The following is a 22,116-nucleotide window of genomic DNA, read 5'->3' as shown; positions in this document are numbered from 1 at the left end:
GATCCGTCGTAAGCTTCCCGGCGACCATCCGCTGCGAGGTGTGACCGTCCGGCCTACGGCTATTCATCGGCGAAGAGGTGGCGAGAAAAGGGGATGCGATCAGTGCTCCCCATAGCGTGCCTCCGTAGTCGTCAGGGGCCTGGACACTGCCCGTAGTTCGTGGTGCAAAACCATCCTAGACCACCTGAGTTTGCTTCGCAAACTAGTTTGATTGAATGATCGGCGTCAGGCGTGTAGCCGGGGGAGAGATCCGCGACCATTAATCCGCGTGAGACGGGTCATGCGGCATCGAAACGTTGAGTCGGAGCATGGGGGCAGCAATACAAACCAATAGGAGAGCGCAGCCAAGCGACCCTGGTGTCGGATGTCCCATAATGCACGTTATGTAAAGCTGGCCTATGGGCTGGGGTCAGGAGGAGGTCTCCATGCCACGAGCCCGGTCCGTTCCAAGAACTCTCCGACGTCGAGCAGGAGCTCCTCCTCCCACCAGGGAGCGATCAGGTGCACCGCAGGAGGTGGCGTCCAGTCGTCGGCGAGGGGCAGCGAGATCGCCGGGCAGCCCAGCACGTTGACCGGGGACGTGAAGCCGCCCATCACGTCGCCGGTCCAGTGGCGCTTGCCCCCGACCACTATCCCGTCGACCCCGATCGTCTTGCGGTTGTGGCCTACCGTCGGCGTCAGGATCAGGTCGTATTCTGAGAAGATCCTCCGGACCGCCTGGACTAATCCGGCCTTCCATCGCAACGCCCGCGTGTACTCGTCGGTCGTGGTCTGTATCGCCGTCTCGACGCGCCCCCGGACTTCAGGTCCGTATGGCTTGTCGGGGTCGTCGATCCACTGCCGATGGACGGCGGCTGCCTCGGCCGAGGACAGCGCCATGCGGACCGGGTCCGGGACCAAGGCCTCGTGGCGCCGCGACTCGACCCTCGGGCCGGCCTCCCTGAGCCGGTCGCAGAACGTTTCGAACGCGGTCCTGATCTCATCCGATGTCGGCACCCACTCGAGCCAGCCTACGGGCAAGGCGACCCGGACCCGGTCGAGCGAGCGGAGCCTGCGGCCGGGCAGATCCCTGGGGTCGGACCAGGGGTCGCTCCGGTCGAACCCCTTCATTGCCCTGTACAGGAGGCGCGCGTCGCCGCAGGTGGTGGCCAGCGGTCCCACGGTGTCCATCGATCCGGCGTACGGGAACACCCCGGTGAGCGGGACGCGGCCGTGGGTCACCTTGAGGCCGACTACGCCGCACATGGCGGCCGGCACCCGTACCGAACCTCCGGTGTCCGTGCCGATGGCGGCCGGGGCCATCCCCGCCGCGACGGCTACGGCCGATCCCCCGGACGACCCGCCCGGCGACAGCGTGCGGTCCCAAGGGTTGCGAACCACCCCGAACCAGGGATTCTCGGAGGTGCCTCCGTACGCGAACTCGTCCAGCCCGGTACGGCCCATGATGATCGCCCCCGCGGCCTCCAAGCGTTCGACAACCGGGGCCGACACCTCAGCCTGGTGGCGGTAGAAGCCCGACCCGGCGGTCGTCACATGCCCGGCATGATCGATCAGGTCCTTCAGGGCAATCGGGACGCCCGCCAGCGAGCCGGCGCGGGACCCGGCGTCGACCAGGTCGGCCTGTCGCAGCGCGCCGACGGGGTCGAGTTCGGTGAAGGCATTGAGGTCCGGGTTCTTCGCCTCGGCGATCTCGAGGTAATTCTCGACCACCTCGCGGGCGGTCCTCCTGCCGTCGCGGACAGACCGGACTATGGACTCGGCGGGGCCTACCCCATTCTCCTCAAGTCTATCCCGCCCGGTACAACCGGACCGGACATCGTGGGAGACCCCATCGCTAGGATCAGGCGCGGTTGCCGAGAGGAAAACGTGATGTCCAAGCGCCTTACCGCCGACCAGGTGGCTCAGTACCGGCGAGACGGGTACATATGCCCGGTTCGGGTGATGGATGGGGCCCGTGCGGCCGGCTACCGGCGGCTGCTCGAGGATTTCGAATCCGAGCAGGGTGGGCCGGTGTCAGGGGCCCTTCGCAACAAGTGCCACCTGCTGTTCCTATGGGTCGACGAGTTGATGCGTGACGCGACGGTGCTCGATACGGTCGAGGACCTGATCGGCGAGAACATCCTGTGCTGGAACACTCTGTTCTGGATCAAGGAGCCCGAGACCAAGTCCTACGTGTCGTGGCACCAGGACCTCAACTACTGGGGGCTGGACACGGACGACCTGATAACGGTCTGGCTGGCGTTGTCACCCGCCACGCCCGAGAGCGGCTGCATGAGCGTCCTGCCGGGTAGCCACCGGGGCGAGTTCATGCCCCATAGCGACACGTTCCAAGAGGACAACATGCTGACCCGTGGCCAGGAGATAACGGTGGAGGTCGACGAGGCCGACACCGTCTCGATGCCGTTACGGCCCGGTGAGATCTCGATGCACAACGGCCGGCTGGCTCACGCCTCCTCCCCCAACACGTCCGGCGACCGCCGGATCGGGGTCTCGTTCCACTACATGCCGACCAGGACCCGCCAGATCATCGGCGACTGGGACAGCGCTGCGCTGGTCCGCGGCGAGGACACCCACCGGCACTTCACCCACACCCCTCGGCCCACCAGGGACTTCGACCCGGAAACGGTGAAGTTCCACAGCAAGGCCTCCGACGCGGTGCGCGACATCCTGTTCCATGGTGCCGACAAGGTACGGCAGACCCTCTGAGCCTCCGCTCCGACAGTGGGGCCTCGGCCCCTCCAGACGACCTCGATGGAGCCTTAGCAGGACGTGGGTGTCGAGTAACAGGCTTATGTGTCAGACTCGAACATGGCGGCTATGTCTCCGGCTCCCATGCGATCGAAGTCGTCGGGAACTGTGAAACGGCCCTCCAGGAACCCCACACGCCGCTTCGGTCCAGGCGCCGGAGCGTCGACCGCTATCACCTTGACCAGCGGGGTCCCTGCGCGTGCGATGACGAACGGCTCGCCATTCGCCGCGGCCGCAACGAGCCGCGACAAGTGTGTCTTGGCTTCATGCATGTTGACGATTCGCATACGGTGTCTCCTCAGCCAACTTAGTCCACAAGACTTAGTTCGAGCACCGGCATGTACGATGCTGTATACATAATGTATACTTAGACCATGAGTACTACAACAGTCCGGATAGACAGGGAGACTCACGCGCGCCTCGTGCGGATGAGTGAACGGGCTGGGGTGTCTCTCGGAGCGACCATCCGGGAGGCCGCCGAGGCGCTTAGTCGCCAACGGTTCGCCCATCGCGTGGCGGCCGAAGTCGAGGAACTCCGGAGGGACCGGGCAGCATGGTCCTCGTACCTGGCGCAGGCGGAGTCGACTTCCGTTGCCGATGGCCTCGATTGACGAACTCTGGCTCGTCAGTTTCGGCAACCCGTATCCAGGAGAGCCGGCATCGCACAGGCCCGCCCTGGTCATCGGTCCGCCGCCGACGTTCGGGACCGGGTTCCCGTTCGTCATCGTTGTTCCGCTGACGACCACGTATCGACGCCTTTCCCTCCATATCGAGGTCGAGCCGACACCTCAGACGGGTCTCGACCGCACGAGCTTCATCCAGTGCGAGCTCATTCGCTCGATCAACCGCAACAGACTCGTACGCCGCCTCGGCTCGGTAGCCCCCGACACCAGTCATCAGGTCAGAAGGATTATCCGAACGCTCCTGGACCACTCCTGACGCCGGCCCCGCTGCCACTACGCGGGCGCTGGCGCTACCCTCCCCCGGCCATGGACGACATTCAACCTCAGAACAGCCATGCACCGCCGTCTGCCCGCACGAGGGTGCGCCGCGGCCGGGAACGGGCCCGCTACGACCGGGCAGACGTGTTGGAGATCCTGGACGCCGGCGTCATAGCCCATGTCGGTGTGGCCACACCCGACGGGCCCCTCGTTCTCCCGATGGCTTACGGTCGCGACGAAGAGATGCTCTATCTGCACGGGGCTATCGCCAATCACCTCCTCGGCTCGGGTGATGAGCAGGAGATCTGTGCCACCGTAACGCACCTCGACGGGCTGGTGATGGCCCGCTCCCCCTTCCACAACTCGATGAACTACCGCTCGGTGGTGGTGCGGGGCCGCGGCCTACGGATCCGCGACGAGAGGCGGAAGCTCGAAGCCCTCAGGCTCATCACCGACCACGTAGTACCCCACTGGGACGATGTCCGCCCGCCGTCGCTGTCCGAGCTGCGCAAGACCCTGGTCCTGGAGCTCTCCCTGGTAGAAGCATCCGCGAAAGTGAGAACCGGGGATCCGATCGACGATCCCGAGGACATCGAAGGGCCTTCGTGGGCGGGGACGGTACCGATCACGACCCGCTTTGGCCGGGCGACACCGTCGGCAGACCTGGAGTCCGGCTCGGGCATCCCGGCACGCCTGACTGCGTTGACCGATCTGACGCTAGACGAACGCCCGCAGCCTCATCGCAGGTGATTTAGGAAAAGAGAGATCAGAGACCGATGGCGCAGCCGTCGCCTCTGGGATCGGAGCCGCCCCAGAGGACGCCGGTCTCCGGGTCGCGCACGATGATCTGCCCTTGGCCTACCACTCTTGTTCGCAGGCCGCCCGAAGCGGGACGGACGGGGTGCCCGAGTCGGGCCAAGGCGCTGATCGTGCCCTCCGGTATGGTGTCCTCGACCCAGATATTGCCATTGGGCGGGTCGTCGTAGATCGAGAAGCGAGGCTCTTCTATGGCACTCTGGGGATCCATGCCGCGGTCCACCAGATTGATCACCGCCTGGACATGTCCCTGGGGCTGATTCCACCCGCCCATCACCCCGAAGGGCCCCACGAGCGACCCATCGGGCCGGGTGAGCATGGCAGGAATGATGGTGTGGTAGGGGCGCTTCCCGCCCTCCAGGGCATTGGGGTGGTCCGGTTCTAGGACGAACCCGGCACCGCGGTTCTGCAGGCTGAATCCGCAGCTACGGGGCACGATGCCGCTTCCGAAGCCGTGATAGTTGCTGTTGATGAAGGAGCATGCGTTCCCCTCTCCGTCGACCGTGCATAGGTAGACGGTGTCGGAGCCGCCCGGCAGGTGTCCGGCGGTTGCGAACTCGATCGCGCCATCGGAGGAGATGAGCCGGCGACGCTTCGCCGCGTACCGTTTGCTGAGCATGGCAGTGACGGGGACGCGGGAGCGGGTGGGATCCGCGACGTAGGCCCGGGCGTCGGCGAAGGCCAGGCGGATCGCCTCGATGGTTGTGTGCAACGCTTCCGGCGACCTCGGTCGGGTCGAAGGGATGTCGAATCCCTCCAGGATGTTCAGAGCCATTAGCGCGGTGATGCCCTGGCCGTTGGGAGGACACTCGTAGATGGTGTAGCCACGGTAGGTGGTTGAGATCGGGTTGTCGAAGGATGAGCGGTGATCTCGGAGATCGTCGGCCGTCATGCAGCCGCCGTTCAGCTGCACAGCCTCTACGATGGCCCGCGCCGGCCACCCGCTATAGAAGGCATCGGCGCCGCCCTCCGCCACGGCGCGCATCACCCGGGCGATCGACGCGTTTGTCCACACCTCCCCTGGCCTCGGAGCACGGCCGTCCACCAGCAGATCGTGGCCGGCAGGTCCCTTGGCCCTCAAAAGATCTTCTTGCCCCTTCCAGCCGCCGCTGATGATGGGCGTCACCGGAAACCCGTCCTCGGCCAGCGCGATGGCCGGCGCCAGCACCTCAGCCACCGACATACGCCCGAAGCGCTCCACGGTGTCCACCCAGCCTGCGACCGTGCCGGGCACAGTTACCGCGTGGGGTCCCTGGGGATCGAAACCGGCCGGTCCCCCGGCAATTTCCGGTGTCAGAGCCTTGGGGCTCCGTCCGCTGCCGTTGACAGCATCGACCACGCCTCGGCCGGCGTCATAGAAGAGGGAGAAGCAGTCACCGCCGATGCCCGTGGAGCCCGGTTCGACTACCGCCAGCGCCGCGGCGGTCGCAACGGCGGCGTCGGCTGCATTGCCGCCCGACTGCAGAACCGAGATTCCGGCCAGGGTAGCCAGCGGCTGACTCGAGGCCACCACACCCCTCGTCGACAGGATCGGCGAGCGTCGGGACTCCCATCGGATCGGGTGCTCGAACACGCTCCCAGGCTACACAGTCGCGAAGCGCCGCCTTCGCGGAAGGCTGCTCCGAAGTCTGACTTTGGAACAGCCTGAAATGGGATCCTACGAGCCGTCCTGCCAGCGGAGTACGGGGCGGCGGGCGGCGGTGGCCTCGTCCAGGCGGCCTATGGGTGCGGTCCAGGGCGCGTGGTGCAGCGTGTCGGGATCGCTCTCGGCTTCCTCCGCCACCGAGATCAGGGCTTCGACCAGCGCTTCGATCGCCTCGGGAGGCTCGGATTCGGTGGGCTCGATCATCAGAGCCTCCTCGACGATCAACGGGAAGTAGACCGTCGGCGGATGGAAACCGTGGTCGATCAGGCGCTTGGCGATGTCGTAGGTTCGCACCCCGAGCTCCCGGCGCTGGCGGGAGCCGGAGAAAACCACCTCATGCAGCACCGGACGGTCGTACGGCAGGTCGTAATGGCCATGGAGCAGGGCGCGCACGTAGTTGGCGTTGAGCACGGCCTGGCCGGAGGCGGCGCGCAGGCCGTCGAGCCCCAACGCCCGCATGTACGCATAGGCCCGGACCAGGACGGCGGCGTTGCCCTGGAATTGCTGGAGCCGTCCGATGCTGCGCTCGGGCGCGACCAGGCGCACGAGACCGTCATCGCCTTCCTCCACCACCGGCGTCGGCAGGTAGGGAGCCAACTCCTCGGAGCACAATACGGGTCCGGCGCCCGGACCTCCGCCACCGTGAGGGGTGCTGAAGCTCTTGTGGAGGTTGAGGTGGACGACATCGAAGCCCAGGTCTCCGAAGCGCACGCGGCCCATGATCGCGTTGAAGTTCGCTCCGTCGCCGTACAGGTACCCACCGGCGTCGTGGATGAGTCGGGCGACCTCCTCGATGCCGCGCTCCCATAACCCGAGGGTGTTCGGCGCGGTGACCATGACCGCCGCCACGGTCTCGTCGAGCTCTCGCTCGATCGTGGCCCGATCGAGCGAGCCATCGGCGCCGGTCGGGATCTGCGTGACCTTGAATCCGGCCATCGCCGCGGTTGCCGGGTTGGTGCCGTGGGCCGAATCCGGAACGAGGATGCGGCGACGGGTTCCGAGCTCTCCCCGTTCCTCGAGGGCCCGAGCCACCATGAAAATACCCGCCAGCTCTCCGTGCGCGCCCGCCGCGGGAGCGAAGCTGACGTTTGGAAGGCCGGTGAGCTCTCCCAGACCGTTACCCAACTCCAATTGGATACGCAGAGTGCCCTGGACGTCCTCCGCCGGGGCCTGCGGATGTGCTCGTGCGAACCCGAAAAGGGACGCCACCGTGTCGTTGACCTTCGGGTTGTACTTCATGGTGCAGGAGCCCAGCGGGTACGTTCCCGAGTCGATGCCGTAGTTCCGAGCCGAAAGGGCCGTGTAGTAGCGCACCAGCCCTCCCTGGCTGAGCTCGGGAAGCCGCACGGAGTCACGCAGCAGGCGATCGTCCGGCAGAGGAGTCTCCTCTCCCGACCACGAGGGCACATCGACGGCTCGGCGGCCCGGTTCTCCGCGATCGAAGCTCAGGCGCGCTCCGAAGTCGGCTACGCCAGGTCCGGAGCCGCTCACGCCTTTCCCCCTATCTCCGCCAGCGCCCCGATCAACGCGTCGACGTGCGCATCGGGAGTCGCCTCCGTCACGGCGAACAGCAGGGCATCGCGTGTCTCGGGCTCCGGCCGCGCCGATACGTCGAGACCCGCTCCGATGCCGCGCTCGGCCAGCCGAGCGGCCAGGTCAGGGGCGGGGATGGGCCCTCGGACGAGGAACTCCTGGAACCAGGGCCCGCGTTCGGGTGTCTCGTAACCGGGCAGCGCCGCTATCCGGGAAGCGGCGTCGTGGGCGCGCTGGTAGCAGAGCACGGCGGAGTCACGCATACCGCTCGGGCCGAGCGCCTGGACGGTGATGGTGAAGGCAACCGCTATCAGGGCCTGAGCGGTGGACACGTTGGACGTGGCCCGCTCCCTCCGGATGAACTGCTCGCGGGCCTGCAATGTGAGCACGTATCCGGTGCGCTCCTCTCCCCTGCCGTTTCCATCTGCGAGTTCTCTGGTCCGTCCGACGATGCGACCCGGCATCTGCCTCAAGTACTTGGTGCGCGCCGCGAACAAACCGAGGGACGGCCCGCCGTAGTTGGGAGGACCGGCCAGATCACGGCCCTCGCCGGTCACGATGTCGGCGCCGGCATCGCCCGGCGCCCGTAGCAGGCCCAGCGCGAACGGATCGGCGACCGCCACGAACAGCGCCCCTACGGCATGGGCAGCATCGGCGAGCGGTTCGAGGTCCACGATGGTCCCGAGGAAATCCGGCTGCTGGGCTACCAGGCAGGCGTGCTCCTCACCGATCGCATCCGGCGACGGGACAGCATCCACGCCCAGCCCGGCGCCCCGTGCGTACGTGCGGACCACTTCGGCGGTTCCGGGATGGATCGGCTCGAGCAGTGCGACCGTCCTCCGCTTCGTGACTCGGGCCGCCATCAGGCAGGCTTCGGCGGTGGCGCTGGCCACGTCGTAGAGCCCGGCGTTGGAGACGTCCATGCCGGTCAGTTCGCACACGACCGACTGGTACTCGAACGCGGCCTGCAGGGTTCCCTGGCTGATCTCCGGCTGGTACGGCGTGTAGGAGGTGGCGAACTCGGAACGCCCGGTCAGGAATGCCGTGATAACCGGGATGGAACGCCGGTACGCTCCGGCGCCCAAGAAATCAGGTCGCCACGGGTCAGCATTGGCGCCGGCGAGTTCCTCCATCAACGCGATCAACTCCGGCTCCGGTAGCGCGGGCGGGAGGTAGATCGCCGGATCCCGCATCGCTGCGGGCAGGTCGGCGAACAACGCGCCTACGTCGGGGGCGCCGATCCGCTCCAGCATCCGCGCCCGATCCGCCTCCGTGGCCGGGATGTAGGGATGCGGTGAACCCGAGGACCGTGAGGACATCAGGGTCTCAATGCTCCTCGATCAACGCCCGGTAGGCGGAGGCGTCGAGCAGGTCTTCGAGCTGTGCCGCATCGGCCATGCGGACACGGATCATCCAGCCGTCTCCGTAGGGGGAGTCGTTAACCAACTCCGGCTGGTCTTCGAGGTCCCCGTTGGTGGCGACCACGACGCCATCCACCGGGGCGTAGAGGTCGGAGACGGTCTTGGCAGATTCGATCTCGCCGCAGGTCTCACCGGCGGAGACGCTGTCTCCCTCGGGGGGAAGGTCCAGGTACACCACGTCTCCTACATTGTCCTGGGCGAAGTCCGTGATGCCGATCGTGGCCTGGTCCGGATTCTCCTCGTCACGGCGCAGCCACTCGTGCTCCTCCGTGTAGAGAAGGTTGTCGGGAATCTCGTAATCGGCCTTCATCACTCCCTCGACTTTCGGTAGAACGGGCGGCGCACGACTTCGACCGGGAGCATACGGCCGCGTACGTCGACATCGAACCGGGTGCCGGTCTTCGCAAGCTTCACGGGAAGGTAGGCCATGCCGATGCCGAGACGCAAGCTCGGGCTGAAACTTCCGCTGGTGAGCCGGGCCACGGGCTCGCCGCCATCCTGAGCGTGTACGGCATAGCCCGCCCGCAGCACACCGCGCCCGCGCGCCTCGAGGTGGGCGAGGCGCCGCGTCCGGGGTCGGTCCCGGGCCTCGGCCAGCGCTTCGCGCCCTGTGAAGCGCGCCCCGTCATCGAGGGTCACGGCGAAGCCCAAGCCGGCATCGTAGGGGCTCGTCGCCGCGTCAAGATCGTTGCCGTAAAGGGGCAGCGCGGCCTCCAGGCGCAGCGTATCCCGGGCCCCGAGACCCGCGGGCGATGCCCCTCCCTCGATCAGGGCATCCCAAAGCGCCGCGGCGTGCGCGACCCCGACAATGCACTCGCCGCCGTCCTCGCCCGTATAACCGGTGCGGGCGAACATCACCTGCCCACCCTCCCAGTCGAGTTCCACGCACGACCGCATCTCGAGCCCTGCTACGGCGTCCCCGAGGACGCTGCCGAGAAGCGACATCGCGTCCGGGCCCTGTACGGCGAGCATCGCTGTCTCGGCAGTGATCTCGGAGGCGTCTTCGCCGAATACGGAGCGGAGCCTGTCGAAGTCCTGGTCGGCATTTGAAGCGTTGTGGACGACTGCCCATCGCTCACCGGCCAGCCGGTAGATGAACACGTCATCATCGATGCCGCCGGCCTCGTTGCAGTAGAGCGAGTAGTGGGCCTTGCCCGGCACCAGCCTGGTCACATCGAACGTGGTGACCGACCTGAGCAGTGGGCCTGCCTGCGAACCCTGCACCAGGGCCCGACCCAGATGAGATACATCGAAGACGCCGACCCCTTCGCGCACGGCATGGTGCTCGCCGACTATCCCCTGGTACTGGAGCGGCATCTCCCAGCCGGCGAAGGGTGCGAAGCGGGCGCCTAGGGCTTCGTGCCGGTCCCGCAGGGCTAGCTGTTTGAGCCTGCGTCCGGCGCCGGAAACGCCTTCTGCTGTCACACCCTGATCCTAGCCCTGCCCATCCCTGCCTCAGCCTCAAGCTCTCAGGCAAACCGAGACTTGCATCACACACGCCGCAGGAGAGCCGCACGACCCCTGCGGCGACCGGCCTAAACCGGCGCGGTGTCGCGAGCGCCTGGCAGGCTTGTCCAGATAGGTCACCACAGCTCAGGTCCGTTTCCAACACCGGCATCGCGGCAGCCAGCGGCCGACCCGTTCCACGTACGCCGCGTACTCCTCGCCGAATTCCCGGGCGAGGCGCGGCTCTTCGTAGCGCCGTATGAACAGCGAGAAGACCGCGAACAGCGCCACGGCGTACGCCACAAGGATCAGCGATGCGAACAGGACAGCCCAGCCCGCGATCACGGTCAGCACCGCCACGTACATGGGATTGCGGGTGTAACGCTAGAACCCCCGGGTCACGAGTCGGGTCGGTGCGTCGATCGGTGCAGGCGTTCCCTTTCCCGACATTGCGAAGTCCCACCCGCACCACAGGTACACGACTGCCCCCAGCGTGAGCAGGCAGAGAGCCAGTACGAAGGCTGCTCCCCCCGTTGCGCCTCGATCCGATGCGATGAGGAGAGGGATGAGAGTCGAGAACGTCCCGGGTACGACCACCGTGAACACCGCTGTCTTCGCCAGAACCCTCACGCTTCGACCGCCCTTCTAGCCCGGGTTCTTCCTGGCCTTAGCCTCGAGCAGGCCGACCGAAGGCACCTCGAAGGCGGGCCGCCTCGATGCGGGCATCGTCCCAACCCATCTCCCGCAGTACCGAACCGGTGTGCTCACCCGGCTCGGGGGCCGGACCGGTCGGGCGGAGGTCGGCGCCCTCCATCTCGAACGGCGTCGCCACCGTGCGGAACGTACCCGCGACAGGGTGCTCGATCTCGGGAAAGAGACCCAGGACTTCGGCTTGGCGGTCCGAGGCCACGTCGCTCAGGCTCGACGCCGGACCCCAGACCAGGCCCGCCTCGTCGAGGATCCCACCCCACTCCGCCAGGGTCCTGGTCTCGAACGCTCGATCGAGGCGCTCGACCACCAGATCCATGTTCTCGCGGCGGGAGTCCGCGTCGGCGAAGCGCTCGTCCTCGACCATGTCCTCGACACCCAGCGCCAGGCAGAGAGGTCGCCACATCGCACCCCCGGGCATGGTCAGGAACAGCCACCGATCGTCCGACGTCCGGTAGCGGTTGTTCAGGGCCGTGACCTCGGACGATCTCGACCGGTGCTCACGGTCCCGCCCGTCCACCAGGGTGGCGGCCAGCATGCTGGCCATGGTCCAGATCCCCATTGAAAGGAGGCTGGTGTCGACCACCTGGCCGCGGCCGGTCCGCTCGGCGGTCCGGAGACCCAGCAGTATCGCCGCCACCATCGCCATGGCTGTGGCGTGGTCACCCGGTCCCGTAGGCGGCTTGGGAGCGTCCCCGTCGGGCGGCGTCATGGCGTCGATCATGCCGCCGCGGGCGAAGAAGGCGGTCATGTCGAAGCCGGGCCGGTGCGCCTCGGGACCCCGGCTCCCGTACCCGCTCACCCGAGCCACCACCAACCTCGGGTTGACCGCCAGTAGATCAGACGGTTCCAGGCCGTACCTCACCAGCCGGAAGTTGAGCATGTTGGTAAGGAACACGTCGGCGAACCCTGCTAGCTCCAGCAACGCCTCCCGGCCCGCCTCGGTGTTGACCGCCAGCGTCACGGACCGCTTGCCCCGATTGCTCACCGTGAACGGATAATCCACCTCGGCGGCAGAACCGCCGACCTCGGGAGAACGGAGAAAGCCGCGTACCGGATCACCGGTCGGGGGCTCCACCTTGATGACATCGGCGCCCAGATCGGCCAGGACCGCACCTGCGGCGGGCGCGGCGATCCAGTTGGCCAACTCCACGACGCGTACGCCGGCCAGCGGCTTCATGTCCCGCGCATCTAGCTGGAGTCCATAGGGTCACGTAGCCGAAGCTTCGAACACGTTGTGCACCAGCCGGCCCAGTACCGCATCGAACTCCTCCTGCGACTGGTCCACCATCAAGCCCTCCAGGAGGGCCCGGCTGAAGCTCGCCACCATGCCGCGCTGCCGCGCCAGGCGCTCGCACGCCTCCACGTGGGCGTAGCCCCCGGAAAGGGCCGCCACCCGGACCACGTTGGGATGCTCGACCAGACCCAGGTACAGATCGTCCTGGCTCGGGAGGGTCAGCTTGAGCATCACGCCCGAGTTCCCCAGCCTGCCCAGCCGGGCCACGATGGCCTCGAGCAGCAGGTCCTCGGCTTCGGCCTTCTCCGGGCTGTCGATGTCCACCTCGGGCTCAAGGATCGGGATCATTCCGGCCTCCAGAATCCGCTCCCCCACCTCGAACTGCTGCTCCACGTTGGCCTCGATGCCTTCCCTATCCGCGAGCTTGATGACCGAGCGCATCTTGGTGCCGAAGACTGCGTTCTCCTGACCTTCGTCCAGCAGGTCGTCCAGGCCGGTCATCGGCTTCATGAGCTGGACGCCGTGCCGCTCCCCTTCCAAACCCTCGTCCACCTTCAGGAAGGGCACCACGCCCCTCTCCCGCCACAGGTAGCGGGCCGTGGGAACACCGTCGATCCGGCGGCGCATCGTGTCGGCGAACAGGATGGCACCGAAGACCCGGCTCCCCTCGAAACCGGGGCTGGTGATGACCCGGGTTCGCATGTCGTGGATCAGATCGAACATCTCGTCGGTGGTCGAGTAGGCGTCCTCCGGTACCCCGTACCTCGCCAGCGCCTTGGGCGAGCTACCCCCGCTCTGGTCCAGCGCGGCGATGAACCCTCTCTCTTCCTTAACCTTCTGCAACTGGTTTAAGTTCATATTCTCGTTCCAGATTGTCGACTCCTGAGCCTGCACGGGGCGGGGACGATCCGCCCGCGCTCGCTACGTTAATGGTATGAGCACCCGCCATCCGCCGCCCCGGTCGCCCTCGAAGATCTCCCGCGCCACCCGGGCCGTGGGCCGCAAGATCGAGGGGCAGTTCTCACGACACGGCTGGGCCTTCCGGCGGCTGGCCATCTCCCACGCCACCAACGTGACCGGAGACGCCCTCGTAGCCCTGGCCCTCGCCGACACGCTGTTCTTCTCGGTCCCCACCACCGAGGCTCGCGGCAACGTGGTCGCGTTCCTGCTCCTCACCCTGGCCCCATTCGCCGTGATCGGACCCCTCCTCGGCTCGCTGGTCCACCGTTTACCTCGCAGCCACCGGGCCGGCCTGGCCTTCGGATCGTTGGGGCGGGTGGTGCTGGTGGTCGCCATGATGCGAGCGGAAACCGACCTCGTGATGCTGTCGATGGTGTTCGGGATCCTGGTGTTGTCCCGGATCTACGGGATCAGCCGCAGCTCGATCCTGCCCACCGCGCTACCCGACCCGGCCGATCTGGTGGAGGCCAACGCCCGCCTTGCCCGGCTCGGAATCCTCGCCGGCGGCGCCGTCCTCCCGATCGGGTTGGGCGCCATCAATCTGTTGGGCAACGAGGCGGCCCTGGTGCTGGCAGCCTGCCTCTTCGCCTGGTCGGGCGTGACCGCTCTGGGTCTGCGGGTAGACCTCCGCCCGGCCGCCCGGGAACCGGGCGCGGCAGCGGTCCATGCCGCCCGCTCCCCCGCCTCCCGGCGGGCGGTCCGCCACGCCCGCATAGCCACCGCCATCGTCCGCCTACTGAACGGCTACCTCCTCCTCCTGGTGGCCTTCGTGTTCCGGGACAACGAGGCGGGGATAGTGGGATTCGGCAGCCTGCTACTCGCCGCCGGCGCCGGATTCGGCGTGGCATCGCTGCTGGCGCAGTTCCTGGCTCGGCGCCTTCGCGAGGAACCCATGGTGGTGGCGGCCCTGGCCCTGGAGGCGGCCGCGGCGTTCATCAGCGCCCACGTATTCGGCGTGTGGTCGGCGGCGGCCGTGGCGTTCTTCGCCGGGCTCGCCTGGGGAACGGCCAAGTTCGGGTACGACGGGCTGCTCCATGCCAGCGTCAGACCCGAGGAACGGGGCCGGACCTTCACCTACTCGGAGACCCTCTTCCAGCTCGCCTGGGTAGTGGGAGCCGTCATACCCGTACTGGTGCGCATCCCCGCCACGCTCGGGCTGATCCTGGCCGGATGCGCCGCGCTACTGGCCCAGGTGGTCCTGGTGAGCGCCCTGCTGATCTCGATGGCCGAGCCCGCCGATACGGACCCCTACGGCATCCATCGTTAGCTCCGCCTTCCGCGTTCCTCGAATATCCGCTGGATTTGCTGAATGGTGTCGGCCTGCTCGGGCGGCTTGTCGGGCCGGTACTGCTTGACTCGGGCGAAACGGAGGGCTACGCCGCCCGGATACACCGGGCTCGACTGGACCCCGTCGAAAGCCACCTCCACCACCACCTCAGGCTGGACGAACACGACATGGCGTTCCCGGCGGACCGCGATCTCGAGAAACCGCTCGGTCTGCCAGGCCAGCATCGCATCGGTCAGGCCCTTGAAGGTCTTGCCTACCATCACGAACCCGTCGCTCTCGGCGTCCCGGGCGCCCAGGTGAAGGTTGGAGAGCCGCCCGGTCCGGCGACCATGGCCCCATTCGGCGGCCAGCACCACCAGGTCCAGGTGATAGGCCGGCTTGACCTTGAGCCAGGCCGATCCCCTCCGGCCCGCCCGGTAGGTCGAGCCGATCGCCTTGACCATGATCCCCTCGTGGCGGCTCCGGCGGGCCTCCGACAAGGCGGCCTCGGCTTCCGCGACCCGGTCGGTGACCAGCCTGGGAACCAGGCACCCGGGAGGGACCAAGCCGTCGAGCACGGCGATGCGCCGGCCGAGGGGGAGGTCGATCAGGTCCTCGCCGTCGAGATGCAGGATGTCGAAGAAGTACGGGTACAGCGGCTTCCTGTCGCCTTCCTCATGGGTGCCGAAGTGGCTCATGATCTGCTCGAAACGCTCCGGCCGGCCCTCGACATCATGGGCCAGTACCTCACCGTCGAGCACCACGCTCGAGACGGGAAGGCCGGACACCACCTCGGCCACCAGCGGCAGCCGATCGGTGACGTCGTTGAGCCGCCGGCTGAAGACGGCCACCTGCGAACCGGCCCGGTGCGCCTGGATGCGGACGCCGTCGAGCTTCCACTCCACCGACGCCCGGCCGGACGATTCCATCGCATCCGCGGCCGATCCGGAGGTCGAGGCGAGCATGGGCCGGACCGGCCGCAACGGAACGATGCGCATGGTCCGCAGAGCCTCCTCTCCCTCCGTGAGGGCCGGAACGGCGATCGATCCGAGGTCACCTCCGAGCATGGCGGCCCGCCTCACCACCGCCGCATCGATGCCCGACGCCACCGCCACCGCGTCCATCATCAGGCCCTCGAGCGCGCCGTGCCGGAGCTCTCCGGTCAGCAGCCGCCTCAGGTAGTCCTGCTCGTCGGAGGTGGCCCTACCGAGCAGGGACTCGAGCAGGTCGGTACGGCGAGCCTGGGAACCGGAGCCCCTGATCCGCGGGATAGCGCCGATCACCTGATCGACCTCCACGATGTCGAGGATCGGTTCCGGCGCGGGATCGACCTTCGAAGTCCACAGCGCGGCCGGGCCTACGCCCACCCGTCCCTGCCGCGGCCTGCCGGAGAGGAAACCGACCAGGATCCGTATCTCGTCCGGCTCCGCCCGGGCCAGGAGATCGGCCAGTCCCGCCACCTTGGCGCGGCGCGCCCTCGTGCCCGCGATCTTCCGCGACGTAGCAACCACCTCGGCAAGTCTCAACCTGCGCCTCCGATCGCTCCACGGCCGGCCCGCAGCAGAATCTAGTGGTCTGTCTGTGGAATGGCGGTGTGGTATGGCGTCGGCAGCGGTGTTCCTCGCAAGGCCCGCTGACGAAGGCGTACCCGCAGCGGTACGTTGAGGAAGCGGAACGCAGCGACGGGACGCCGATGACCGCCAGAACACACCACGTTGTTTCACAGACAGACCACTGGTGGAGAAACGCCCGGGCTTAACATAGAGTCCTATTCCCAAGGGACATAACACCAGGCCCGCGGCCGGAGATAGATGAACATCCTTCCTGGCGGGCCGGCCAGAGTGAACGGGAGGCGCACATGAACCCGCAATCGATGATCATCGCCATCGGCTTGGTGGCACTCCTGATCGCCTATGCCGCCGTCCGTGATTCCCGGGACGGATGGTCGGGCACTGTCGGCCCGCTGAAGTGGTCCTTCTCCGGAAGCTGGTCTTCAAGCATCGCGGTCGTGCTGGCCCTGGTGCTGGTGCTGTTCGGGCTGGGGGCGCAGGCCAACACGCTGGCCGGCTTCGGCATACTGTCGGTGCTGGCGCCGCTGATCTACAAGGGGATCGGTGGATCCGAGGGAGCCTCCAAACCGGTCTTCTTCATCGTCTCCGCGATCATGACCTGGTCCACGCTGGTCATCCTCTACACGGCCGCCACCGTGGTTCCCAACCTGACGAGTACGTTGCCGATCCTCCCGGTCCTGGTCATCAACGCCGCCCTCGTCCTCGCCCTTCTCGGAGCAGTGATCAACAGCGTCCGCAACCTGGCCGCGGCGGCTTCGGGCGACGGCTCGGAGGCCTGGATCCTGCCCTAAGTCGACCAGGCTCAGCTGGCGAAGGGCGAGTCCCCGCTACCCAGCACCGACAACTGGCGCTGCTTGCCCGACACCGGGCCCGGGAGTATCAGCGCGGACGCCCGGAAGGAACCGGGTACCTCCAGATCGACCATCATGGTCTTGCCGTCGAGCGCTCCCCCACTCCACACGGTCATGATGCCACCCCAGCGGTGGCCCGGATGGTCGATGGGACCCAGCGACGCCTCGGCCACATCCAGGATGTTCCCACCCTCGCCGATGACCCGCACGTAACCCTGGTAACTCACCTACGCATCCTCACCCTGCTCGCTTGCAGTCGCGACATCGTACTCACCCCGGCGGCAGCCTATTGGCCATGGGACCGTAGCTCTCCCGATGGAACCCCCCAAGCTCACCGAGCAAGCTCCCGAAACCGATGGCTCTTCCCTCAATTACCGCCGCTCCGGGCCGGAACCAGGCGCAGCCGACCTGCGGCCGGTTGGAGCGGGGCTAGTTGTCGATCAGATGACGATGCTGGTCGAGGAGCGGCACGACGATGTCAGCGGGCGCGGGGGGCAGGAAGATGGTCACCCGGGACACCCCCAAGGCTTCGTACCCCTTCCATAGCTCAGGGTCCGGCTGCGAGCCGTAGACGCCGATCTCCACTTCCGACGGATCCCTCCCGGCCTTCTCCAGCAGCCCGTGCAACGTGGCGATGTCCCCGGCCAGGTTCTGCGGGTGCACAGGCATCCAGCCGTCGCAGTACTCGGCCACCGCAGCCAGCGCCATGGGGCCACCTCCGCTTCCCATGACGATAGGGGGATGCGGCTTCTGGTAGGGCTTGGGCCACGCCCAACTCTCCTCCAGGCTGATCATCTCTCCGTGGTAGGAGACCCGGTCCTGGGTCCACAGAGCCTTCATCAGCGCGACCTTCTCCCGGACCAGCCTGTGCCTAGTACGAGCATCGATGGCGTGGCTAGCCATCTCCTCGCGGTTCCAGCCGAATCCGATCCCGAACTCGAAGCGTCCTTCGGAGATGATGTCCAGCGACGCCACCTCCTTGGCCAGCCAGATCGGATCCCGTTGCGCCACCAGGGCGATGCCGGTGCCGATCTTCAGCCGATCGGTGGTAGCAGCGATCGCAGCCAGCGCCACGAACGAGTCATGGGTGTGCCAGTACTCCTCAGGCAACGGCGGAGCATTCTTCCGCCCGCCCCAGGGGGTGGCCCGGCTGGTCGGGATATGGCTGTGCTCCGCAACCCACAGCGACTCGTACCCCCGAGCCTCCAACTCCTCCCCCATCTGAACGGGCTGGATCGAGTAGTCGGTAAGGAATATATTCACCCCGACGCGCACCGTGCACACCTCCAAGTCGATTCCGATCCCGGACCACGTGGCAGGAGGGTCTGGATCAGCAGGTGCCCGATGAGGGCTCCGGGCGTGCAGGCTAGCAACGGCCCGCAGGTAGGATTCCGGTATGCGACGAGGGTGGGGTTGATGTTCCGGACTTCCAAGAACCTGATGACCTCGGCGGAGTCGGCTCTGCCGGGCCGGGATGCCCCGGTCCTCGAGCCACGCCCCCATTTCGTGCACGGTCGAACCATCGTTCCGCCGTTTCCGGACGGCATGGAGATCGCCTACTTCGGCATGGGGTGCTTCTGGGGGGTCGAACGCATCTACTGGCAGATTCCCGGGGTGTTCACGACCGCCGCCGGTTACCAGGGTGGGTTCACCCCGAATCCGACCTACCGGGAGGTCTGCAGCGGATACACGGGCCACACCGAAGCGGTGATAGTGGTGTTCGATCCGCAGGCCGTCTCGTACGGAGAGCTGTTGAAGCGGTTCTGGGAGGAACACGACCCGACTCAGGGCATGCGCCAGGGAAACGATCGGGGCACGCAGTACCGGTCGGCGATCTACTGGACATCCGACGCCCAGCGCGAGCTGGCCTCCCAGACCAAGGAGGCCTACGAGCGGGACCTGGCCGATCGGGGCTTCGGGCCGGTAACCACCGAGATCCGGTCGGCGCCCCCCTTCTACCACGCCGAGGACTACCACCAGCAGTACCTGGCGAAGATTCCCAACGGCTACTGCGGCCTGAAGGGAACCGGAGTGTCCTGCCGGGTACCCGCGCCTCGGTGAGCCGAGCGCATCCCGACCTGGACTCGCTGGCCTTCCTGGTCGGGACATGGCGAGGTGGAGGCAACGGCCGGTACCCCACCATCGAACCCTTCGAGTACCTCGAGGAGGCCGTATACACCCCGGGGCCCGGCAAGCCGTTCATCGCCTACCGGCAAAGGACCAGGCGAGCCGGAGCAGCAGGCGAACCGCTCCACTCCGAGTCGGGCTATATCCGGCCCGGGGGTCCGGACGGCGCCGAGTTGGTAGTCGCCCAACCGACCGGGATCGTCGAGGTCCACACCGGGGAGATCGATGGCCGCCAGGTGCACTTCCGGTCCAAGGACGTCAGGCTGAGCTCGACCGCGGTCGAGGTGTCCCGGGTGGAGCGTCGCATCAGGGTGGTGGGAGACACCATGCGGTACCGGGTGTGGATGGCCGCGGTCGGCCAACCCCTTCAAGTTCATCTCGAAGCCGAACTCACCCGGGTCTAGGCCGGGTCTGGGACCGACCGCTACCGAACCAGGAAGCCGTGCCGGAAGGGGTCGTCCGGCTCCAAGACGAACGACGCCGCGCCCGTATAGAAGGCCCTTCCGCTTACCTCCACCGTGACCGCCGGCAGGTCGCCGACCATGCCCTCCGCCACCACACGGCCGGTCATGGTCGCTCCGGTGACGCTCTCGAAAACACGCTCCTCCCCGGGACGTACCTGCCCGCGAGCGTGGCCGAGGGCCATCCGGGCAGTCACTCCGGACCCGGTCGGGCTCCGATCCACCTGAGAATCGGCGAAGACGCAGACGTTGGCCGAGACAGGTCCACGATCCCGTCCGTCGGTCAGGACAGAACCGTAGAGAAAACCCAGGTCGCCGGCATCGGGATGGGCGAGTTCGACACTTTCCCGCACCGCTCCGGACAGTGCGTCGGCGGCCCTGACCAGTTCCGAGACCGGGGACCCCGGCACCTCCAGCCCGAACCGGCCGGCGTCGGCCACGGCGTAGAAGGCGCCCCCGTACGCGACGTCGCACAACACCGCACCATAACCTTCTACATCTACTTTAAGATCGAGGGAGTGGGCGAACGCGGGCACACTCTCGAAACCGACCGCTCCGGCATTGGCCCCGTCCACCTCGACGCGGACCGCCACCGGCCCGCAGGGGCACTGGATCACCATCCTGGTCTCGGGCGCCACCTTCGGAACCAGTCCCCTGTCCACCGCATACCTTCCCAGCGCTATGACGGCATGCCCGCACATGGTGGAGTAACCCGCGTTGTGCATGAACAGCACCGCGAGGTCGGCATCAGGAAGGTCGGGCTCCACCGGAATCACCCCGTACATGTCGAAGTGGCCACGCGGTTCGTGCATGAGAGCCGTGCGCAGGTGATCGAGTTCCGCACGGACGTAGCGGCGCTTGTCCAGGATGGTGGCCCCAGGGATGGGCGGGTACCCGGACTCCACGATCCGGACCGGCTCCCCGCCGGTATGCATCTCGGTGGTCGTGATCGTGTGTGCCCTGTTGATCATCCCGGATGGGCGATGGTACCCGCCCGCGGCCGGGCTATCCCGCACGTCGGGGTAACCTGTCAACCGTCCTAGGAGGCCGATGGGGTTCAGAACAGACCAGATACATGCCGGCGTGACGCCTGACCCGTCCAGTGGCGCCATCCTCACGCCCATCCACCAGTCGACCACCTTCGTGCAACCGTCCGTGGACGACTACATGGCCACGGGCTACTCGTACTCCCGCTCAGCCAACCCCACCGTCACGGCCCTTCAGGCGCGAATCGCCAAGCTGGAGGGCGGGATCGGCGCAGCGGCGTTCTCGACCGGTATGGCCGCCACCAACGCCGTCTTCATGGCGCTCCTCAACGCCGGGGATCACGCCGTGGTCAGCGATGTCGCCTACGGGGGCACCTACCGCCTCGCCACCAAGGTGTTCGCCCGATTCGGGGTGGACTTCACCTTCGCCGACACATCCGATCTCGATGCGGTGAGGGCCGCGGTCAACGAGCGGACCAGGCTCGTCTTCACCGAGACACCCGCCAACCCGACCCTCAAGTACACGGATATCGCCGGGGTCTCCGAGATCGCCGCCTCGATGGGTATTCCCCACGCGGTGGACAACACCTTCCTGACCCCCTATTTCCAGCGCCCGCTCGAACTCGGCGCCGACCTGGTGGTGCACTCCACGACCAAGTACTTCGACGGTCACAACGCCACCGTGGGCGGAGCGGTGGTGTGCCGGACGGAGGCTCTGCTGGAGTCGGTGGCTTTCGTGCAGAACGCCGCCGGCCTCATCATGTCGCCCATGGTGGCCTGGCTGACGCTCCAAGGGAGCAAGACCCTCAGCGAGCGCATGGACCGCCAGTCGGCCAATGCCATGGCCGTAGCCGAGTTCCTGGAGGGCCACCCCAAGGTGACCTACGTCTCCTACCCGGGGCTCGCCTCGTTCCCCCAGCACGAACTGGCCACCGAGCAAGCATCCGGGTACGGCGCCATGGGATGGTTCGAGGTCGAGGGCGGCGTGGAGGCCGCCAAGTCGTTGATGGGATCGGTCCGGGTGTGGACCCTGGCCGAGAACCTGGGGTCGGTGGAGTCGCTGATCACCCATCCGGTCACCATGACGCACGCAGATGTGGAGAAGGCGGAGCGTCGCCGGGTCGGCATAACCGACGGGCTGGTGCGCATCTCCGTCGGCCTCGAGGACGTAGAGGACCTGATCGAGGACCTTGCCCAAGGGCTGGAGCGGCTTTAACCCGGCCACCTCACCAGCAACGGCCCATAAACCGAGAACGCGAAAAACCGGTGCTCCGCACCGGGCCCTCCCCCGCCACCACCGCCGTTGCTGCTTGGAGCGTGGTCGACCAAACCCGGGTGATTGCCGGGAATCGGCCTTCGCTCCATGAAGCTCGTATGTTCCCTCGGACCGGCAAAGCC

At 67.0% G+C, this 22,116-nt stretch carries 22 protein-coding genes and 1 pseudogene; 8 read left to right on the top strand and 15 right to left on the bottom strand.

Features of this window, described 5'->3' with window-relative positions:
• Positions 1-396 precede the first annotated feature (396 nt).
• Entirely contained in the window at positions 397-1,710 is a 1,314-nt protein-coding gene (locus OXM57_08435) for an amidase (GenBank protein MDE0352705.1), read from the bottom strand.
• A gap of 159 nt (positions 1,711-1,869) precedes the next feature.
• Between OXM57_08435 and OXM57_08430 the strand changes: the two genes are divergently transcribed.
• Positions 1,870-2,706 carry a phytanoyl-CoA dioxygenase family protein gene (locus tag OXM57_08430; GenBank protein MDE0352704.1) on the top strand — a complete coding sequence of 279 codons (837 nt, stop codon included), beginning with the start codon at positions 1,870-1,872 and terminating at the stop codon, positions 2,704-2,706.
• Positions 2,707-2,789: 83 nt separating this feature from the next.
• On the opposite strand, the gene OXM57_08425 is transcribed toward OXM57_08430, so the two are convergent.
• Entirely contained in the window at positions 2,790-3,035 is a 246-nt protein-coding gene (locus tag OXM57_08425; protein ID MDE0352703.1) for a type II toxin-antitoxin system prevent-host-death family antitoxin, read from the bottom strand.
• A gap of 141 nt (positions 3,036-3,176) precedes the next feature.
• Between OXM57_08425 and OXM57_08420 the strand changes: the two genes are divergently transcribed.
• Positions 3,177-3,359: a hypothetical protein gene (locus OXM57_08420; GenBank protein ID MDE0352702.1), complete on the top strand. Its 183-nt coding sequence runs from the start codon at positions 3,177-3,179 to the stop codon at positions 3,357-3,359.
• A gap of 432 nt (positions 3,360-3,791) precedes the next feature.
• Complete coding sequence (locus tag OXM57_08415; protein ID MDE0352701.1) at positions 3,792-4,439, top strand: pyridoxamine 5'-phosphate oxidase family protein; 648 nt, start codon at positions 3,792-3,794, stop codon at positions 4,437-4,439.
• A 16-nt stretch (positions 4,440-4,455) separates the two neighbouring features.
• Here the strand turns inward: OXM57_08415 and OXM57_08410 are convergent, their stop codons facing one another.
• The 9 genes and pseudogenes from OXM57_08410 to OXM57_08370 form a co-directional block, all read right to left on the bottom strand.
• Complete coding sequence (locus OXM57_08410) at positions 4,456-6,078, bottom strand: gamma-glutamyltransferase family protein (GenBank protein ID MDE0352700.1); 1,623 nt, start codon at positions 6,076-6,078, stop codon at positions 4,456-4,458.
• Between the two features lie 84 nt (positions 6,079-6,162).
• The gene (gene gcvPB / locus OXM57_08405) at positions 6,163-7,641 is read right to left on the bottom strand and encodes an aminomethyl-transferring glycine dehydrogenase subunit GcvPB (protein MDE0352699.1); all 1,479 of its coding nucleotides are present in this window, start codon (positions 7,639-7,641) and stop codon (positions 6,163-6,165) included.
• The gene (gene gcvPA / locus OXM57_08400) at positions 7,638-9,002 is read right to left on the bottom strand and encodes an aminomethyl-transferring glycine dehydrogenase subunit GcvPA (protein MDE0352698.1); all 1,365 of its coding nucleotides are present in this window, start codon (positions 9,000-9,002) and stop codon (positions 7,638-7,640) included. The genes gcvPB and gcvPA overlap by 4 nt, the downstream gene beginning before the upstream one ends.
• Positions 9,003-9,009: 7 nt before the next feature.
• Positions 9,010-9,414, bottom strand: a complete 405-nt coding sequence (gene gcvH / locus OXM57_08395; GenBank protein ID MDE0352697.1) for a glycine cleavage system protein GcvH — start codon at positions 9,412-9,414, stop codon at positions 9,010-9,012.
• Positions 9,414-10,529, bottom strand: coding sequence for a glycine cleavage system aminomethyltransferase GcvT (gcvT, locus tag OXM57_08390; protein MDE0352696.1), 1,116 nt, complete (start codon positions 10,527-10,529; stop codon positions 9,414-9,416). The genes gcvH and gcvT overlap by 1 nt, the downstream gene beginning before the upstream one ends.
• A gap of 168 nt (positions 10,530-10,697) precedes the next feature.
• A pseudogene (locus OXM57_08385) lies at positions 10,698-10,919 on the bottom strand (isoprenylcysteine carboxyl methyltransferase).
• Between the two features lie 15 nt (positions 10,920-10,934).
• Positions 10,935-11,180, bottom strand: a complete 246-nt coding sequence (locus tag OXM57_08380; GenBank protein MDE0352695.1) for a hypothetical protein — start codon at positions 11,178-11,180, stop codon at positions 10,935-10,937.
• Between the two features lie 37 nt (positions 11,181-11,217).
• On the bottom strand, positions 11,218-12,438 hold the full coding sequence (locus OXM57_08375; GenBank protein MDE0352694.1) for a CoA transferase: 1,221 nt from the start codon (positions 12,436-12,438) through the stop codon (positions 11,218-11,220).
• Between the two features lie 30 nt (positions 12,439-12,468).
• Positions 12,469-13,353, bottom strand: a complete 885-nt coding sequence (locus OXM57_08370; GenBank protein ID MDE0352693.1) for a fructose bisphosphate aldolase — start codon at positions 13,351-13,353, stop codon at positions 12,469-12,471.
• 76 nt (positions 13,354-13,429) lie between these two features.
• Between OXM57_08370 and OXM57_08365 the strand changes: the two genes are divergently transcribed.
• Positions 13,430-14,722, top strand: coding sequence for a hypothetical protein (locus tag OXM57_08365; protein ID MDE0352692.1), 1,293 nt, complete (start codon positions 13,430-13,432; stop codon positions 14,720-14,722).
• Here the strand turns inward: OXM57_08365 and OXM57_08360 are convergent.
• Positions 14,719-16,248: an ATP-dependent DNA ligase gene (locus tag OXM57_08360; protein ID MDE0352691.1), complete on the bottom strand. Its 1,530-nt coding sequence runs from the start codon at positions 16,246-16,248 to the stop codon at positions 14,719-14,721. The two genes, OXM57_08365 and OXM57_08360, sit on opposite strands and share 4 nt — an antisense overlap.
• Positions 16,249-16,580: 332 nt before the next feature.
• Between OXM57_08360 and OXM57_08355 the strand changes: the two genes are divergently transcribed.
• Positions 16,581-17,084 (top strand): hypothetical protein, encoded by a 504-nt coding sequence (locus OXM57_08355; GenBank protein ID MDE0352690.1) that lies wholly within the window; start codon positions 16,581-16,583, stop codon positions 17,082-17,084.
• An 11-nt stretch (positions 17,085-17,095) separates the two neighbouring features.
• On the opposite strand, the gene OXM57_08350 is transcribed toward OXM57_08355, so the two are convergent.
• Positions 17,096-17,371 carry a hypothetical protein gene (locus OXM57_08350; GenBank protein ID MDE0352689.1) on the bottom strand — a complete coding sequence of 92 codons (276 nt, stop codon included), beginning with the start codon at positions 17,369-17,371 and terminating at the stop codon, positions 17,096-17,098.
• Positions 17,372-17,573: 202 nt separating this feature from the next.
• Positions 17,574-18,419: an LLM class F420-dependent oxidoreductase gene (locus OXM57_08345; GenBank protein MDE0352688.1), complete on the bottom strand. Its 846-nt coding sequence runs from the start codon at positions 18,417-18,419 to the stop codon at positions 17,574-17,576.
• Between the two features lie 141 nt (positions 18,420-18,560).
• On the opposite strand from OXM57_08345, the gene msrA reads away from it, so the two are divergent.
• The gene (gene msrA / locus OXM57_08340; protein MDE0352687.1) at positions 18,561-19,205 is read left to right on the top strand and encodes a peptide-methionine (S)-S-oxide reductase MsrA; all 645 of its coding nucleotides are present in this window, start codon (positions 18,561-18,563) and stop codon (positions 19,203-19,205) included.
• Positions 19,202-19,675 carry an FABP family protein gene (locus tag OXM57_08335; protein ID MDE0352686.1) on the top strand — a complete coding sequence of 158 codons (474 nt, stop codon included), beginning with the start codon at positions 19,202-19,204 and terminating at the stop codon, positions 19,673-19,675. The genes msrA and OXM57_08335 overlap by 4 nt, the downstream gene beginning before the upstream one ends.
• A 20-nt stretch (positions 19,676-19,695) precedes the next feature.
• Here OXM57_08335 and OXM57_08330 read toward each other — a convergent pair whose 3' ends face one another.
• Complete coding sequence (locus OXM57_08330; protein MDE0352685.1) at positions 19,696-20,703, bottom strand: proline racemase family protein; 1,008 nt, start codon at positions 20,701-20,703, stop codon at positions 19,696-19,698.
• A 79-nt stretch (positions 20,704-20,782) separates the two neighbouring features.
• On the opposite strand from OXM57_08330, the gene OXM57_08325 reads away from it, so the two are divergent.
• Positions 20,783-21,934, top strand: a complete 1,152-nt coding sequence (locus OXM57_08325) for a PLP-dependent aspartate aminotransferase family protein (GenBank protein ID MDE0352684.1) — start codon at positions 20,783-20,785, stop codon at positions 21,932-21,934.
• Positions 21,935-22,116: the final 182 nt, after the last annotated feature.

The sequence above is a fragment of the bacterium genome (assembly GCA_028820935.1).
Taxonomy (GTDB): Bacteria; Actinomycetota; Acidimicrobiia; order Spongiisociales; family Spongiisociaceae; genus Spongiisocius.
This window is presented reverse-complemented; position numbering and strand designations above follow the sequence as displayed.

Coding starts and splice junctions, on each gene's coding strand:
- OXM57_08430 (MDE0352704.1), top strand. CDS start 1,870: ATGTCCAAGCGCCTTACCGCCGACCAGGTGGCTCAGTACCGGCGAGAC.
- OXM57_08425 (MDE0352703.1), bottom strand. CDS start 3,035: ATGCGAATCGTCAACATGCATGAAGCCAAGACACACTTGTCGCGGCTC.
- OXM57_08420 (MDE0352702.1), top strand. CDS start 3,177: ATGAGTGAACGGGCTGGGGTGTCTCTCGGAGCGACCATCCGGGAGGCC.
- gcvPA (MDE0352698.1), bottom strand. CDS start 9,002: ATGTCCTCACGGTCCTCGGGTTCACCGCATCCCTACATCCCGGCCACG.
- gcvH (MDE0352697.1), bottom strand. CDS start 9,414: ATGAAGGCCGATTACGAGATTCCCGACAACCTTCTCTACACGGAGGAG.
- OXM57_08375 (MDE0352694.1), bottom strand. CDS start 12,438: ATGAAGCCGCTGGCCGGCGTACGCGTCGTGGAGTTGGCCAACTGGATC.
- OXM57_08370 (MDE0352693.1), bottom strand. CDS start 13,353: ATGAACTTAAACCAGTTGCAGAAGGTTAAGGAAGAGAGAGGGTTCATC.
- OXM57_08365 (MDE0352692.1), top strand. CDS start 13,430: ATGAGCACCCGCCATCCGCCGCCCCGGTCGCCCTCGAAGATCTCCCGC.
- OXM57_08355 (MDE0352690.1), top strand. CDS start 16,581: ATGAACCCGCAATCGATGATCATCGCCATCGGCTTGGTGGCACTCCTG.
- msrA (MDE0352687.1), top strand. CDS start 18,561: ATGTTCCGGACTTCCAAGAACCTGATGACCTCGGCGGAGTCGGCTCTG.
- OXM57_08330 (MDE0352685.1), bottom strand. CDS start 20,703: ATGATCAACAGGGCACACACGATCACGACCACCGAGATGCATACCGGC.
- OXM57_08325 (MDE0352684.1), top strand. CDS start 20,783: ATGGGGTTCAGAACAGACCAGATACATGCCGGCGTGACGCCTGACCCG.